A 15,344-nucleotide genomic window follows, 5' to 3' on the forward strand; every position below is an offset into this window, starting at 1 on the left:
ACCGGCTCGCGTCCGGCCGGTGTGAGGCTCACTGGCCGGGGGCCTCCGGGCAGGTCTCCCGGTACGCGACGTCACCCAGGTACCGGCTCCACTCCGCCTCGGTGAGCCGGCGGCCCGCGCGCCCGCACACCAGCGCGGCGACCCGCTCGGTCCCCACTGGCATCTCCAGGATGTCGCCGTCGGCCGAGAAGTACAGCGTGCCGCCGTCAGCGCTGAAGGTCAGCGAGTCGACGTCCTGGATCGTCCGGGCGTCGAAGGAGCCCCCGAGCCGGCGCCTGTTGACCGGGTCCCAGAGCTGAACGAGACCGCCGATGGCCGCCGTCGCGAGCACGTCCCCGCGCGGTGAGAACGTCAGGGCGTCCACGGGGCCCGCCGCTTTCGGCAGCATGGGACGTAGCGCCGTCGGCCCGGACGGGTCATAGAGCGTGACGTGTCCCATGTCGCCGTGGGCGACAGCCATGAGGCCGCGGCTGCTCAGGGCGACGCCCGCCCAGCCGCCAGAGGAAACGTCGTATCCCTCTCCGACCGGTTTGCCGGTGGCGACGTCCATGAACCTGCCGGAGCCGGTGGCGAGTCTCTTGCCGTCGGGCAGATACGGGCCGCCGGCGCTGGTGGTGGAACTGTCGTGCAGGACCCGGCCCGTGGCCGCGTCGAGCACGGTCAGCCAGTACTCCAGCGTCTGCCCGTACGGGCCGAGGACGAGCGCGATCGTCCTGCCGTCCGGGCTGAAGGCGGCCTGTGACGGTGGGAAGCCGTCGACGGCGTGCCGGGACCGGATCGACCAGATCCGTTTGCGGGTACTGACATCGACCAGCTCGACCTGGCCGGATTCCGACGCGATGAACAGCCGTCTGGCTGGCTGGTCGAACGCCGACAAAGCCGACAAGTCAGGTTCGACGGGGAAGCGGGCTACCTCCTGGTGTTGGTGCACATTCCAGAGCCGGACATACTTGCTCTCAAGACTGGAGATCGCCGCCCACTGACCGCCGGGGCTGAGGACAGCGTCGTCGCCCCCCGCCCTGATCGAGGTGGCGCGCGGGGACAGGTCCACGCTGACCACCGAATCGTCCATCAGGTAGCGCAGCGTGGAACCGTCGAAACCGACGCCGGACAGGTTGCCCTCGGCCTGGTACGTCAGCAGCTCGATGTCGTGGTCGGCGACCTTCCATACCCGGAGCTTCCGGCCCTTGAACGCGGCGAGGTAGCGGCCGTCAGGGCTGAAGCGCAGCCGCGGTGAGAAGCCCTCGCAGACGTCACAGGTCCAGTCACGCTTGTCGCGGCGGGACCCGGTGGCAGCGTCCAGGAGCACCACGTCGCTGCCCGCGCAGGCCAGGGTGGCGCCGTCGGGCGAGAACGCGGCGACCGAGTGCGACCCGCGGCAGCCGGGGTAGCGGTGCTCGGGGGTCCAGCCGGGCAGGGCACGCTCGGCGAAGCTGTCGCCGGTGAGCAGCAGGTGCCTGCCTGTCGGGTCGATCACCGGCCCCCACCCGTGCGTGGCTGCCTTATTGCCGAACTTCCTGCCGGTACGCAGGTCCACCAGGTGGTCGAGGTCGTTGTCGAAACTTACGGCGAGGGTGGCCTCGTCCTCGCCGATGTCGATCTGGATCGTCATGTCGCCCGGCGGGAAGCTCTCCTTGAACAGCCGCTTGCCGTCGGCGAGGCTCCAGACACCGAGCTCGTCGTGGGTGTACACCGCCAGCAGCCGTCCGGTCCTGCTCAGCACCGGATCGGAGAGCTCCTGACCTTTCAGCCCCAACCCCTTCCAACCGCCCGTCCGCTTGTGCGTGCGGACGTCGTACACATTCACGCCACCGCCCTCGCTGACGCTGACCAGCGTCCGGCCGTCGCCGCTGAGCGTCCGCGTAGCCAGCCCCCTGACCTGCGGATCGTGGAAGACGGCGGTCTCCTGCTGCTGGGCCGAGGCCATCAGCGCGGAGTGAGCCTCGACCTGCGGGGAGACGCGCCAGGCCGCCACGCTGAGCAGCATCGCCAGGACCGGGTCGGTGGTACGCAGCCGGTCCGCCTCGGCCGCCACCTGCTTGGCCGTGACCACGTCACGCTGGTCGGACGCCTGCTGGCGCTGCCACAGCGCCAGGCCGCTCGCCACGAGCGAGACCACCAGCAGCCCGGCCAACCCGGTGGTGGTCAAGGTCCTGCGCCTGGCGCGCTTCTTGGTCAGCGCGGTGCCCGCCTGGAGGAAGTCGCGCTCGCGGGGAGTCAGCGTCACGTGGCGGCGCCCGGTGGCCGCCCAGCTCAGCGCCTGCTCCAGGCGGCTGCCCTGGAGCAGGTCGGCGTCGCGCCTGCCGTTGCCGGTCCAGTGCCGCGCCGCGCTGGTGATCTGGCTCAGGACGGCGAGACCCTCACGGTCGGCGTCAACCCACATGCGCAGCCTGGGCCAGGCCCGCAGCAGCCCGGGACGCGACAGCGCGACCGACTCGTCATCGGCGGCGACGACGTACGAGAACGTCCGCAGAATGCGCCGGATGGCGGCGGCCTCGTGCTCGGGACGCCCGCCAAGCAGCTCCTCCTGGGAGACCGTCCGGCCGCTCTCCCGACCGTCCTCGTCCACGACTACCAGCCGCAGGAACACCTCGGCGGCCAGCTCACGCTCCTCCGGCCCGAGCGCGCCATAAGCGTCCTCGGCGATGGCGCCGAGCGCCGGATCGGCCCCACCCTCCCCCCGCACCCCCTGGGCGGCCCGACTCCCCTCCGCCAGCAGCCCCCGGGTGTCGGCGCGATTGCCGCTGACCAGCGCGAGCAACAGCTCGTGGGAGGTCGGCCTGCCAGCGGGATCCTTGCTCATCGCGGCCGAGATCAGCCCACCCAACTGCGGCGGCAACGCGCTCAGATCGGGCTGGTACGACAACACCCGATGCATCACACCGCCGAGGTTGTCGGCGTCGAACGGTTCCTGCCCGGTGGCGGCGTACACCATGATCGCTCCCCAGGCGAACACGTCCGCCCGAGCCCCCGCCCGCTGCCCGGTGAACACCTCGGGCGCCATGTAACTGGGCGTGCCCGACACCTCTCCGGTCTTGGTGAGCGACATGTCGAGAGTCCGCGCGATACCGAAGTCGATCACCCGCGGCCCGTCCGGACCGAGCAGCACGTTGTCGGGCTTCAGATCACGGTGGATGACCCCCGCCTCGTGGATCGCCGTCAGCGCCGTCGCGACCGCCGTGGCCAGCCGGTGCAGGTCGTCACCGGTGAACCTGCGCCCCTCGCGCACGGCCTGCCGCAGGCTCGGCCCCGGCACGTACTCGGAGACGATGTACGGCCTGGGCCCCTCCAGATCCGCAGTCAGCACCCTGGCCGTACAGAACGAGGCCACCCGGCCCGCGGCGGTGGCCTCCTTGGCGAACCGGTCGCGGCTGCCGTCGTGGCCGGCCGCGTGCAGCATCTTGAGCGCCACCCGGCGCCCATCCGCGTCGTACGCCTCGTAGACGACACCCTGCCCCCCGGAGCCGAGCCGCCCGGCCAGCCAGTAGCCCCCGATGTGCTGCGGATCTCCCCCGCTGAGCGATTCCACGGCGAATTAGACGCAAATGGTCACCCGCGAGTTGTACTGCTTCACCCCTCTATGCACGTACCACCTGGCTTCCTATGCACGTACCACCTGGCTTCGTCACCGTGGAGGACTACCAGCGTTTTCAGGTCAGGGCTGGATGTTCTCCAGGTCCTCCAGAAGGCGCGGGTGCTTCGGCTCCCAGCCGAGCGCCTGCCGGGTGTGGGTGCTGGAGGAGGGCTGGTCGCTCGCGAAGATCGGGCCGAGCGGGCCGTAGGTCTCCGATGGCACTGACTCGACCGGCAGGCCCAGCCGTCGGCCGATGACCGCGGCGATGTCACGCACCTTGTCTCCCTCATCGTCCACGGCGTGCCAGGAGCTACCGGCCGACGCCGACTCCAGAGCGAGCCGGAAGAGGACTGCCGCGTCGAGCGCGTGCACGGCCGGCCAACGCTGTGCGCCGTCGCCTGGGTAGCCGGACAATCCGGTCCGGCGTGCGATGTCGGTCAGCAAACCGGCGAACCCGCCCGCGCCCTGGTTGTGAACCGTGCGCGGCAGGCGTACGGCCGTGCTCCGGACCCCGCGCGAGGCCAGGCCCAGGACCGCCGTGACCGCGCGACCGCGACCACCGACCGGCCCGTCGGTCGGCAGCGGGTCGGCCTCGGTGGAGAGGCGGCCCGGCACATAGGGCGTACCCGCGACGGTGACGAAGGGGCGGTCGCTGCCGACGAGTTCCCCGCCGAGGGTCGCGAGGGCGGCACTTTCCTCGACGACCGACTTCGCGAGGGCGTCGGGGCTGCTGAAGTCGTTGCCGAATGCCAGATGGATCACCCCATCGGCCTGAGCGACGCCGGCGCGAAGGATGTCCAGATCGGCGAGACCTCCCCGGAGCGGCTCGGCGCCGGCTGCCTCGGCGACCAGCGCGGACGCGTCGGAGCGGGCGAGGGCGAGGACGGTGTGGCCGTTGCCGAGCAGTTCCGTGACCACGGCGGAACCGATCAGACCAGTGCCACCAGTGACAAAGACGCGCATGGATCTCTCCCGAAAGTGATGGGACTCTTGTCCCGTCACTTTAACAGGGCGACGGGACAAAAGTCCCATCACGCTAGGATGGACCCATGGGCCGGTGGGAACCAGGGGCGCGCGAACGCCTCGTCGTGGCTGCCGTCGACCTGTTCGCCGAGCAGGGGTACGACGCCACGACGGTCGCGCAGATCGCCGAACGCGCCGGAGTCACCAAAAGCACTTTCTTCCGGCATTTCCCGGATAAGCGCGAGCTGCTGGTGGCCGGACAGGAGACGCTGAGCCGGCTGCTGGTCGAGGGGATCGCCGAGGCGCCCCGTGACGCCAGCCCGCTCGAAGCGGTCGCCGCCGGTCTCGAGCGCGCGTCCAGCGCGATGGGCCCCATGAATCGCGAGCTCGCCCCTCGTCTGAAGGCGGCCGTCGCCGCCAGCGCCGAACTTCAAGAGCGTGACGCCCTCAAAAGCGTCAGCCTCGCGACCGCGATGACAACCGCTCTGGTCGCCCGCGGCGTACCCGATCCGGCCGCGGCTCTCGCGGGCGAGCTCGGCGTCCTCGCCTTCAAACGGGGGTACGCCCAATGGTCCGAGGGCGACCGTGACGCCAAGGACGAGCTCGCCGGATACACGCTGGCGGCCCTGAACGAGCTGCGCGCGGCGAGCGCATCACTGGGCTGACCGGCGGGCCAGCCGCGTAGATAATCTGCATGCATTGACCTAGAATCGACCCTGAGCATGGATTAGAGGGTGTTCAGTGCTGCTTAGATTCAGAGGCGCCAACCATAGATCGTTCCGTGACGAGTTCGAGGTCTGGCTGGCGGCGAGCAAGTTCAACCAGGGGGCAAGCCGCCCTGCCTGCCTCGCTGACGACCCCGACTTGGCCTATCTACCGGCGACCGCGATCTATGGTTCGAACGCGTCTGGCAAGTCGAACGTCCTGCATGCCATCCGCTGGATGCGACAGGCCGTCCTCAACTCCGTTCACGGCTGGTCCACCCTTGACGGCATTCCGCGCGAGCCGTACGAACTCGACCCGGCCGCCCGAACGGACGCTTCCCTCTTCGAGGTCGACATCGTCCTCGGCGGCGACCGGTACATCTATGGCTTCGAGGTCTCCGACCAACGGGTCGAGACCGAATGGCTGCATACGTACCCCGGCGGACAGGCCCGTCGGCAGGTCTGGTTCGAACGCGACGCCGACACCGACGAGCCCTTCACCTTTCCCGGCGAAGGGCTGAAGGGGCCGAAGGAAAGCCTTGTCTCCCAGACTCGACCCGACGCGCTGTTCCTGACCGTCGCCGCGGCCTTCAATCAGCCCTATCTCAAGCCGATCCACGACTGGTTCCGGCACAACCTCTGGTGGATCAGCCCAGGCCGCGACTTCGAAGATCGGCAGAGCTTCACCCGCAAGATGCTCGACGACCCACGGCAGCGGGATCGCATCATCGCGCTTCTCAAGGTCGCGGACCTGGGGGTCGTGGGAACCGAGATCGACAGCCTGACCGGCGAACTCCGACTCGTGCACCAAGGGCCCCACAGCCCTGTCGCACTGAGCTACGAACGCCAGGAATCGATGGGCACCCGATCCTGGTTCGCCTTCCTGGGCCCCCTCCTCACCACCCTGGACCACGGGGCGGCCCTCCTTGTCGACGAACTCGACACCAGCCTGCATCCCCTCTTCGCCGCCGAAGTCCTCCGGCTCTTCCAGGATCCGGCGGCCAACCCCAACAACGCGCAATTGGTATGCACGGTCCACGACGCGACCTTGTTGGGCCGCACGCACCTCTTCCAGCCATTGGAGCGGGACCAGGTGCGCATCACCGTCAAGAACCGGGACGGCGCCTCCGAGATCTATCCGCTGACCGACGCCCGTCCCCGAAAGTCCGAAGCCCTCGACCGCAACTACCTGGCCGGTACGTACGGCGGCGTACCGAGGCTGACCGTAGGCGAGATCGCAGAAACGCTCGCCGGCCCACTCGCGGAGCCGACAACAGAGGTGCCGACCTGATGGCCGAACGCGGGCCGCTGCGGCAACCCTCGGCTCCACGCAGCTCACCATCGACGTTTGACGCCGTCCTCGCGCTGAGGCAGGATCTCTCCACCGAGATCATCCAGAGGATCCGAGGGACCTGGCCCGCCGACGGTCCGGCAACCTGCCCAAGGGCAAGGTGCCAACGCCAGGAACGATGAGGAGGGTCCCATGCTCGTGGGCACCCGGCGAAGCGGGGAGGTTGCGAGATTCGGCCATGTTCTCCATGGTCGCCGCTGAATGGCCGGCCGTGAAGTCGGCACTACGTGCTCGCCTCACCACCGTGAGCGCCGGATAGCTTCGGGCTTGCGCCTTGAGCGTACGGCGGTCCGCGTCGGCCGCCAGGCAAGCCGACTTCAAGACCGCGACGACGGTCGATCTGGACCACCTCGTATAAGCCTTACGGGCCCAACTTCCCGAGCGCGGACGGCCGGACCGGGCCATCCCGGCTCCGCCCCGCGTCGAAGAGGTAGAAGAGAGGAAATCCGCCAACCGACAGCTGAAGGGAACTCGCATGCGTACTGCCCTCAGATTTGTGATCATGCTCGCAGTAGCGCTGGTCACCGTCGCAGCCGTACAGGCCGCGGCCTCCGCCGCCACGGCCATCGAGTACGGGCTCGTGCTCTAGGCGGATCGAGACCAGTCCGGTGCGTGCGTCCCTGTTGGTTCGCCGACGTGTTCGACCGCTACGTCGAGCAGGCCGAGGACTGGGCCTGGTGCCCGACTCCCCGCTAAGGATCAGTAGGTAAGGAGCAGAAGGCCGGTGGACACCCACCGGCCTTCTTTTCTCGCCGTCATAAGACGGGCGGGCGCGTCCAGTCGCGGGGCAACCGGCCCGATCTCGCGGCATTTACCGAAAAGCATTTCGCAAGCCGCAATGGCGTACGTAGTGCTGTCACCCCCGTGACCTGCTGTCCTCGTCGCTCTCTCTGTAACGTTCACAAGATCTTGCCGAAAACCTTTTCGCGCGTCATCGTATCCACAGGCCTGCCCTCGCTCTCAGGACTCGGAGGACGCGTGTCGATGAAACGATTAGCCGCCGCCCTTACCTCGCTGACCACCGCCCTGGTCTTCGTGATCACGATGGTCGGCGCCGCACCCGCCAACGCCGCCACGACATTCACCTCGACAGCCGTCAACCAGAACGGCGCCAACTGCCTGACCCTCCCCAACAGCTCCACCACCAACGGCGTCCAGCTCACGCAGGCGTCCTGTAACGGTGGCGGCAACCAGAACTTCACCTTCACCCCGGTGAGCGGCACCACCGACCAGTACACCGTCGGCACGTCGACCAGCGGCAGATGCGTGGACGTCTACGGCGCGTCCACCGCCGACAACGCCACGGTCATCCAGTGGAACTGCTCAGGCGCCAACAACCAGAAGTTCCGCCTGGTGACGGTCAGCGCCACCGACAAGACCTTCAGGCTCCAGGCCGTGCACTCCAGCAAGTGCGTCGTCCCCGCGGGCGGTTCGTCGGCCGCCAACACCGGGCTCGTGCAGTTGTCCTGCGACGCGGTGTCCTCACGGACCTGGCGGTTGCCGAACTACACCAGCGGTGGCGGCAACCCCACCACACCCCCGGAGAAGACAATCCGGGTGTACTGGCTGAAGCCATCCGACGTGGCCTTCGACCAGCGGTGGCCGGACGGCATCGCCAATGTCCTGCGGGAGGCGCAGCGCTACTACAAGCAGGAGCTGGGCAAGACCTTCACCCTCAACAACCCCGTGGTGGAGGTCGTCAACGGCGACCACGTGAAGAACTGGTACGAGACCACCCCCAACGGGAGCGACCCGTACTGGTGGACCGTCTTCAACATGCAACAAGAACTCCTCAGGAAGCTCAACCTGAGGGCACCCGACCCGCGCTGGATCAACGTGGGTGAGATCAGCGCGGAAGGCAACGGCGCGGGCGGCGGTGGCGGAGGTGGCTGGGTGATCCTGAACCAGCACGACGCCGATGGCGCCGCGGGCGTCAACGGCCCGATGAACCGCTGGTACGGCGGTATGGTCCACGAACTCGGCCATGCCTTCGGCCTGCCCGACTCCTCGTCCACCGACGGGACACCGATGTCCGCGTCGTTCTACGACTACCCGAACACGCATTTCAACCAGAGCCAGAAGAACCAGATCCTGTCCGGTCCGTACGGCAGCTTCCTGAGCTGACCTCGGCCAGACGTACGACCGGCCCGTCCCCGCTCGATCGGGAACGGGCCGGCCCAACGATCACGGGCAGCTCTCCCGGTACGGCACGCCGGGCAGATACCGCTGCCAGTCGGCCCGCGTCAGTCCCCGCCCGGCGCGGGCGCAGATCGTGGCGGCCGTCGCCTCGGGCCCGACGGACATGTCGCGCAGCACGCCTGTGCCGTCGAGGGTGTGCAGCATCACGCCACCTGATCCGAACGCGGCTGACACGAAGCGGTCCTCGTCCACCGCCATCGACGGTCCGAGCTTGCGTGGCGTGGCGACGTCCCAGAGCTGAACCTGTCCTGCGCCGATGGACGCGGCCACGTCGCCCTTGGGGGAGAAGACGATCTGGGTGATCCCGACGCCGTCGTTGGGATTCGCCCGGAAAGTCGGGCCGCGCTTGCCGCCCGTGGCCACGTCCCAGAACGCGAGCCTGCCCGACTCGTCCCCGGTGGCGAGGATCGCTCCGTCAGGACTGAAGGCCATCGTCCGCAGCCTGCCGTTCAGGCCTCCCGGGCCGAACGCGGGGCCCATCGGCTGGCCGGTGGAGAGGTCGATCAGGTGGTTCCCCGAGTTGGTCACCGGGATCATCATCGGGCGACCCGGCCGGAACACGACCTCCGACAGGTTCCCGGTCTCGACGGAGCGCATCCATGTGTGGTGCGGCACGTCCCAGACGAACACGCGGCTGTGCCCCGTGCCCTCGGCGTCGTCGGTGGTGTCGCTGGCGCCGACCGCGACGAGCGTCCCGTTCGCGTTCACCGCCACCGTGGAAGCCATCCAGCGGCCCCGCAGCCGGGCCTCGGACACGTGCGACGGCTGCGATATATCCCGCATCTCCGCCGCCTAATTCGACCATGAGCCGCACGTTCTGTTTGGCAGTACGTGATTATCGCGGTTGGCGATATGAGCCCGGCTGACGTCGCAGGACATTAAAGTACCGCTCTTCCGTTTTTCTTCCGCCCGCCTTCCGTCGCAGGTGAGCGATGTGATAGCCACCAGAAAAGCCGCTTTCCGCCGCCGATCGAACGGAGCGGATTGCTATCGCGATCGGTTCGAGAATTCGCCGTCACTCTCAGAGACCGGGCGAATCTGCTATACCTCTCAGGGCCGTTCGAAATGCGCGCGGCATTAACGATCGCGGAGTGCCTGACACAGGTCGGCAATCACCGCGTCGTCAAGACGCACAACGTTCCTGAAAGAGGTCCGCATGGCCATGTACGAACACCAGGCACCCGCCGACTTCGAAGCCCGGCGCGCCGCCAAGGCCCCCGAGAGGCCGGCGAACTTAACCCGGGCGGTGTACGCGGCCATCGCCGCCGCGGCGCTCAACGTGATCAGCGCCATCGGACTCCTCGTCTCCGGCGCAGCGGCGATCAAAGAACAGATCGCCGCGAATTCGGACGGGGGCTCTGCCCCCGTGAGCCTCGACGAGGTCGACATCCACAGCGACCGGTTCGAGTCGCTCCAGATGATCTACTCCGGGCTCGCCTACAGCACGATCTTCTGGTCGCTCGTGCTCGTCCTGCTCGCCTGGCTGGCGCTGCGCGGCGGCGGCGCCGTCCGGATCTTCGCCACCATCATCCTCATCGTCTCTGTCCTGTTCAAGCTGGTGGGCCTGTTCATCACCCTGCCCACTCTCACGCTGGTCGCCGACGTGCTCGTCGTCGTGCTGGGTCTGGCCGCGACCGTCTTGTTCTTCGGCGCCGGTGGCAAGGCCGCCCGCCAGGGAAGGTGACGAGGTCCCACCCCCCGCATGAGAAAACCGCCGGACCGCGGCGTGTGCCGTGGTCCGGCGGCTCTGCGTTTATCTACCAGTGCTGTTTGTCCGTGGGCCACGTCTTCTGTGGCGACTGCTGCTGCTTGCGCAGGCTCTCCTCAGGCGTGCCCACGGCGCAGCGGGTGCCGGGCGGAGGCACGGTCAGAGCGATCAGGTACTGGTCGATGATGTCCGTCTGGCACTTGTCCTTGCCGTAGATGCGGTGCCCCCAGCCCTCGTAGGTGAGCAGCACCGCCTTCGGACCGAGTTGCCGCGCCGCGTTGGCGGACCACATGTACGGCGTCGCGGGATCATGCAGCGAGTTCCCCAGCAGGATCGGCGCGTCGCCCGTGTACTTCAGCCGGTGCGGCGGGTTGGTCGGCGTGGAGTTGAGGCAGATGGGCAGGTCGTCGATCGGGTACGGGTGGTACCGCACGTCGGGCGCCAACCGCTTGGAAATGCCCATGTAGAAGGCGTACTCGGCATAGTTCCGCACCCGGAGGTTGTAGTCCTGGCAGAGGATCCGGGTGGGCAGCTCGGCGGTGTCGCCCTCCACGGGACCCCGACCCGGCAGCGGCGGCACCCACGACGGCTCTGGGCCGCCGCTCAGCCAGTTGATGACCTCGCTCAGCAGGCGCCAGTCGGGCCCCTCGGTGCCGAGCGCCGCGTTGTAGATGACCTGCAGCTCGGTCATCGGGCGGTCCGGGGCGCTCGGGTAGTACAGCTCGCCGCGCCGGGCCTTGGCCCGCAGGTCACTCCACATCTTTCGGACGTCACGCCCGTGCAGGATGCAGCTGGTGTCGGCCTCGCACCAGCCCACGAACTGGTCGAAGGCGTCCTCGATGGCGATCGCCTCGGTGCTGAGGAAGCCCGCGACGCCGAGACTGTGGTCCATGTTGCTGTCGAGCGCGAGGGCCCTGATCCGGTTCGGGAACATCTCGGCGTACATCTGGCCGATCAGCGTCCCGTACGAGATGCCGTAGTAGGTCAGCTTCTCCTCGCCGAGGGCGGCGCGCAGGGCGTCCATGTCGCGCGCGACGTTGCGCGAGTCGACGTGGTCGTACAAGGGGCCGGTGCGTGCCCGGCAGTCCTGGTGCAGCTTCTTGGTGAAGGCGTCCCAGGCGTTGTAGTCGGCCTGGCTCGACATGACGGTGTGCGGCATCTGGTTGTACACCGAGGCCGAGCAGATCACCGGGTGACTGCGGCCCACGCCCCGGGGGTCGAAGCCGACGATGTCGAAACGCTTCTGCAGCTCCTCGGTGTAGGAGTCGGGAGCGCCGTACACGGCCTCGACGCCCGACCCGCCCGGGCCGCCGGGATTGATCACCAGGGAGCCGACCCGAGCCGCCTGGTCGGTGGCCTTGCGCCGGGCGATGGCCAGGTCGATGCTCTCGCCGTTCGGCTTGGACCAGTCGATGGGGACGGTCAGCTTGCCGCACTCGGCACTGGGTTCCTCCTCACAGGGCGCCCAGGTGATGCTGCTCTGTCCTACGGCTTCCGGCTCGGTCGCCGCGCCGGCCGCGGGAACAGGCAGAAGCGCCGCCAGTGCTAAAAGCGCGGTAGCGAGCAGAGTCGTCTTTCTTCGCACGTTGCTCCAATCGTGGTCGACCTGCACGCCCCCCGTTTAACGAGCGTGCGGCCAGCCTCGATCATGGCGCGTGCGGGACTTTGTTGGGACTTGCACTCATAAATTGGCACAAAGTCGGCCCTAGGCACCCGCGGCGGGCCCTTGTCGCGGCCAGTCGGGGGCGGGGTCCTCGGCGAGCAGCGGCCGGAGGGCGCCGAGAACCGCGCCGACGCAGACATCGCGCAGCTGGGTGCGAGTACATGTCGGGTGGGTGAGCCAGTCGACGCAGAGCACCTGGACGAAAACCAGCCAGCTCTTCAGGACGCCGGACACAGCCTCGCGGGCGCTCTCGTCCGCGAGCGGGAGTACGGCCAGCAGCCGCGCACGGAGCGCGTCCAGCTCGTTCGTCATGATCGTCTGGATCACCGGGTCGCCCGCGAGGACCCGGTTCGCGGCGAGGACGGCGTGGCGGTTCGCCACGAAGTAGTCGAGATGGACGTCCATGCCCTGGATGAGCTGCTCCACCAGGGAGTCGGCGGGGTCGAGCCGCGTCTCGGCGAGCAGCTGGTCGGCCGCCTGCTGGTAGATGGCCGCGAAGAGGGCGTGCTTGCTGGGGAAGTGACGGTAGAGCAGGGCCCGGGAGACGCCGGCCTCTTCGGCGACCTCCTCCATCAGCACGTCGGCGTACGGGTGCGCGGCGAAGAGCCGGGCGCCGACGGCGAGAAGTTGGGCGCGGCGGTCGGCAGGGGTGAGTCGCTGGCGGGGTGGCACACGAGAAGCTTAGTTGACATGAGTCTACTAGCGCGCTCAATCTAGTAGACACATGTCAACTAAGCTTGGAGGGATCATGGCCAGGGTTCTCCGCGTACTCACACAGCTGATGGGCTGGACCAGCGTCGCGATCGGCCTGTTCCACGTGGCGCTCGGCAACACGGCGATCCCCGGCGCCGGTTCCGCCGGCCCGACGATCGACAGCTGGGGCCGGTTCATGGGGGCCAGCTTCGCCGGCTACGGGCTGGCCTGGCTCTGGGCCGCGCGACAGCGTCCGATCCCGGCTCGGGCGGTGCGGTGGCTGGCCGGCGTCTTCCTACTGGGCGGCGTGGGCCGGCTGCTCTCGCTCGCCGTGTACGGATGGCCGCAGTGGTTCCAGATCGCGCTGACGGTGATCGAGCTCAGCCTGCCGCCGGTCTTCTTCTGGCTGGCCGACGCGGAGGAGCGGGTGCCGCCACACCGGGCCCACACCCTCGCTTCGTAGGTTCAAGAGCGGCAAGTGATCCAACGTACGAAGGGAAACAGCATGCCGACTCAGACCGTGGAATTGCCGCAGTTCCCGCTGGCAGACAACACCGCCCCCAGCGTGGCCACCGACGCCGTGCACGAGCGCGCGTGGTACCCGCCGTTCTCCTCGCCCCGCGCCCAGTAACGGAGAGCTAGCCGACCGGCGGCGGGACATCCGGCCGCCGGTCCCCCACCAGTGAATGGAGGCGACGTCTTGGACACCGATCTCACGGCCCGCATCGACCTGACACTCGGCTCGGATCCCCGGTTCGGCAGCGCCGAGGCGATCGAGGTCAGGAACCTGGCTCGCTACCGCCTGGGTCTCGGCGTACTGGCCCGCCACCACCCACACGCCGCCGACCGGCTGGAGCGGTTGTGCCAGGCAGAGGACGCCGAGCTCCGGCCGGTCTTCGTCCATGGCCCGGCAATGCCGTCTCATGGGTGTGGACCGACCTCGAACCGCACTCCGAGCCGGAACGGGTGCTGGCCGCCCGCCTGGAAGAACTGCTCGCCGGTACGCTCTCGAAAAACGGCTCCGGCGTTCGAGTACGTCCCGACGCCGACATGCTGGCCGGGCTCAGCCGGGGCGCCGAACTGCTCGCCGAGCTGCTGCCTCACGCAGGCGCCGGCGTGACGCTGTTCCACGAGGGCCTGCACTTGAAGTTGTTCGACATCCTGCGCACCGGGTCCATGGCCGCCGATCCGGACCAGCTGATCCCGATCCCCTGGCGGGTGAAGTCGTGGACGCTGACGCGGGTGCTGTTCGCCATGCACGTCTACGCTCACCTGCTGCTGTTCCGCGCGGCCGCGACCGGCGCCGGCCCGGACCTGTGCGCCAGGTACGGAGAGCCGCCCGCGACCGACTTCGTCGATCAGGCCACGCCCGGCAGTCAGGCGGCCGGGAGCGGTGAGTACACCACCACGGTCGAACGCGTAACCTATCTCGCCCAGCAGGCCTCGCAAACGTACGGCGGGATGCTGACGGCGAGCGGCAGGCGGTTCGTCGACTGGCTGATCGGCGCCGTGGCCCCCCTCGCGCCGGGAATCCTGCCCGAATCGCCGCCCGTCGAGGCCCGCCCACGCACGGAGGTGGAGTTGGCGGTACGGGGCTACCGCCAGGCACAGCCGGTTCAGGTCTGCCCGATCCCTGAGCAGCGTGAGCTGGTGGCCGTCACACCCGGCGCGCCGAGCTTCCAATGGCTGAACGAACACGCATGGCTGATCTACGCCCTGTGCGACGGCAGGGACCTGTCGTCGCTGCGCGACCGGTACCGCCAGGCGGCCGAACCCGGTACAGACGACCAGCTGGGGCTCGGTGTGGCCGATCTCCTCTCGGTCGGGCTCATCGTCCCGGTGTGATCACGCCCAGCTCCTCGAAGAGCTGCGGCGGCCAGATGGTGGTCGGCGGTGGCGTCGCCCTGGTCGGCGAGGGCCTCGCCGAGATCCCGGTGGATTTCGGCGAGGCCCCTGCGGTCGCCGATGCCGGAGCGGATGCGCAGCGCCGCGGCGAAATGCGTGCGCGCCTCCTCCTCCCGCCCGAGACGGCGGCCCAGGTGCTCCAGGACGGCGCCGAGGTTGTGGTGGGCGACGGCGGCCGCACGTGCCGGCCGGCCCGCTCGGCGGCGGTGGCGGCCAGGGTGTGCAGTTCGGCGGTGTCGGTCAGGCAGTGGCGCAGTCGCAGTGGCTGGGCGAGCGCCGCGGGCAGCCGCCAGGCGGCGTCCATGCCGTGCTCCGCGGCGTGGCGGGTGCCCGTCATCATGTTCTCGTGCTCGTCCTGCAGCACGAGCGGGTCGTCGATGGTGAGGTACCACTCCAGCAACCGGCGTACGGACTCCTCGCGGATCGGGACGGCAGGCCGAAGCCCTGTCGGTGTACACCGGGTTGCGCGCGGCGCTGATCTCCGAACAGGGACTGGAGCCGGGGACGACCATCCGGGAGCTCCACCACCGAATCCTCACCACCGATCCCGCTGCCTAGGCTCAATCAGTTACCGCTTGACTGAC

The 15,344-nt window shown here is 68.7% G+C and carries 13 protein-coding genes, 1 pseudogene and 1 riboswitch; of the genes and pseudogenes, 8 read left to right on the forward strand and 6 right to left on the reverse strand.

Annotated elements, in window-relative coordinates; all coding sequences use genetic code 11:
* Positions 1-28: 28 nt before the first annotated feature.
* Both ACIBO2_RS24750 and ACIBO2_RS24755 read right to left on the reverse strand, forming a co-directional pair.
* Entirely contained in the window at positions 29-3,529 is a 3,501-nt protein-coding gene (locus ACIBO2_RS24750; protein ID WP_358545428.1) for a WD40 repeat domain-containing serine/threonine protein kinase, read from the reverse strand.
* A gap of 126 nt (positions 3,530-3,655) precedes the next feature.
* Positions 3,656-4,537 carry an SDR family oxidoreductase gene (locus ACIBO2_RS24755; protein WP_358545429.1) on the reverse strand — a complete coding sequence of 294 codons (882 nt, stop codon included), beginning with the start codon at positions 4,535-4,537 and terminating at the stop codon, positions 3,656-3,658.
* Between the two features lie 86 nt (positions 4,538-4,623).
* Between ACIBO2_RS24755 and ACIBO2_RS24760 the strand changes: the two genes are divergently transcribed.
* From ACIBO2_RS24760 to ACIBO2_RS24770, 3 genes are all read left to right on the forward strand, one after another.
* The gene (locus tag ACIBO2_RS24760) at positions 4,624-5,202 is read left to right on the forward strand and encodes a helix-turn-helix domain-containing protein (RefSeq protein ID WP_358545431.1); all 579 of its coding nucleotides are present in this window, start codon (positions 4,624-4,626) and stop codon (positions 5,200-5,202) included.
* A gap of 76 nt (positions 5,203-5,278) precedes the next feature.
* On the forward strand, positions 5,279-6,532 hold the full coding sequence (locus ACIBO2_RS24765) for an ATP/GTP-binding protein (RefSeq protein ID WP_397299539.1): 1,254 nt from the start codon (positions 5,279-5,281) through the stop codon (positions 6,530-6,532).
* Positions 6,533-6,628: 96 nt separating this feature from the next.
* Positions 6,629-6,717, forward strand: a riboswitch (SAM riboswitch).
* Between the two features lie 859 nt (positions 6,718-7,576).
* The gene (locus ACIBO2_RS24770) at positions 7,577-8,716 is read left to right on the forward strand and encodes an RICIN domain-containing protein (RefSeq protein WP_358545435.1); all 1,140 of its coding nucleotides are present in this window, start codon (positions 7,577-7,579) and stop codon (positions 8,714-8,716) included.
* A gap of 60 nt (positions 8,717-8,776) precedes the next feature.
* Here ACIBO2_RS24770 and ACIBO2_RS24775 read toward each other — a convergent pair whose 3' ends face one another.
* Positions 8,777-9,574 (reverse strand): hypothetical protein, encoded by a 798-nt coding sequence (locus tag ACIBO2_RS24775; protein WP_358545436.1) that lies wholly within the window; start codon positions 9,572-9,574, stop codon positions 8,777-8,779.
* Positions 9,575-9,947: 373 nt separating this feature from the next.
* Here ACIBO2_RS24775 and ACIBO2_RS24780 point away from each other — a divergent pair, with 373 nt between their 5' ends.
* Positions 9,948-10,475 (forward strand): hypothetical protein, encoded by a 528-nt coding sequence (locus ACIBO2_RS24780; RefSeq protein WP_358545438.1) that lies wholly within the window; start codon positions 9,948-9,950, stop codon positions 10,473-10,475.
* 73 nt (positions 10,476-10,548) lie between these two features.
* On the opposite strand, the gene ACIBO2_RS24785 is transcribed toward ACIBO2_RS24780, so the two are convergent.
* Together ACIBO2_RS24785 and ACIBO2_RS24790 are read right to left on the reverse strand one after the other, a co-directional pair.
* The gene (locus ACIBO2_RS24785) at positions 10,549-12,084 is read right to left on the reverse strand and encodes an alpha/beta fold hydrolase (RefSeq protein ID WP_358545440.1); all 1,536 of its coding nucleotides are present in this window, start codon (positions 12,082-12,084) and stop codon (positions 10,549-10,551) included.
* Positions 12,085-12,204: 120 nt separating this feature from the next.
* Positions 12,205-12,834 (reverse strand): TetR/AcrR family transcriptional regulator, encoded by a 630-nt coding sequence (locus tag ACIBO2_RS24790; RefSeq protein ID WP_397299544.1) that lies wholly within the window; start codon positions 12,832-12,834, stop codon positions 12,205-12,207.
* Between the two features lie 76 nt (positions 12,835-12,910).
* Here ACIBO2_RS24790 and ACIBO2_RS24795 point away from each other — a divergent pair, with 76 nt between their 5' ends.
* The 3 genes from ACIBO2_RS24795 (at position 12,911) to ACIBO2_RS24805 (ending at position 14,700) form a co-directional block, all read left to right on the forward strand.
* Positions 12,911-13,318: a DUF4345 domain-containing protein gene (locus ACIBO2_RS24795; protein ID WP_358545443.1), complete on the forward strand. Its 408-nt coding sequence runs from the start codon at positions 12,911-12,913 to the stop codon at positions 13,316-13,318.
* A 42-nt stretch (positions 13,319-13,360) separates the two neighbouring features.
* Positions 13,361-13,486 (forward strand): hypothetical protein, encoded by a 126-nt coding sequence (locus ACIBO2_RS24800; RefSeq protein WP_358545445.1) that lies wholly within the window; start codon positions 13,361-13,363, stop codon positions 13,484-13,486.
* A gap of 296 nt (positions 13,487-13,782) precedes the next feature.
* Positions 13,783-14,700 (forward strand): hypothetical protein, encoded by a 918-nt coding sequence (locus ACIBO2_RS24805; RefSeq protein WP_358545447.1) that lies wholly within the window; start codon positions 13,783-13,785, stop codon positions 14,698-14,700.
* Here the strand turns inward: ACIBO2_RS24805 and ACIBO2_RS24810 are convergent.
* Complete coding sequence (locus tag ACIBO2_RS24810; RefSeq protein ID WP_397299548.1) at positions 14,684-15,160, reverse strand: hypothetical protein; 477 nt, start codon at positions 15,158-15,160, stop codon at positions 14,684-14,686. The two genes, ACIBO2_RS24805 and ACIBO2_RS24810, sit on opposite strands and share 17 nt — an antisense overlap.
* 32 nt (positions 15,161-15,192) lie before the next feature.
* Between ACIBO2_RS24810 and ACIBO2_RS24815 the strand changes: the two are divergent.
* A pseudogene (locus ACIBO2_RS24815) lies at positions 15,193-15,318 on the forward strand (BTAD domain-containing putative transcriptional regulator); the annotation flags it as partial.
* Between the last annotated feature and the right edge of the window lie 26 nt (positions 15,319-15,344).

It is taken from the genome of Nonomuraea sp. NPDC050022 (assembly GCF_044460705.1).
Classification (GTDB): Bacteria; Actinomycetota; Actinomycetes; order Streptosporangiales; family Streptosporangiaceae; genus Nonomuraea.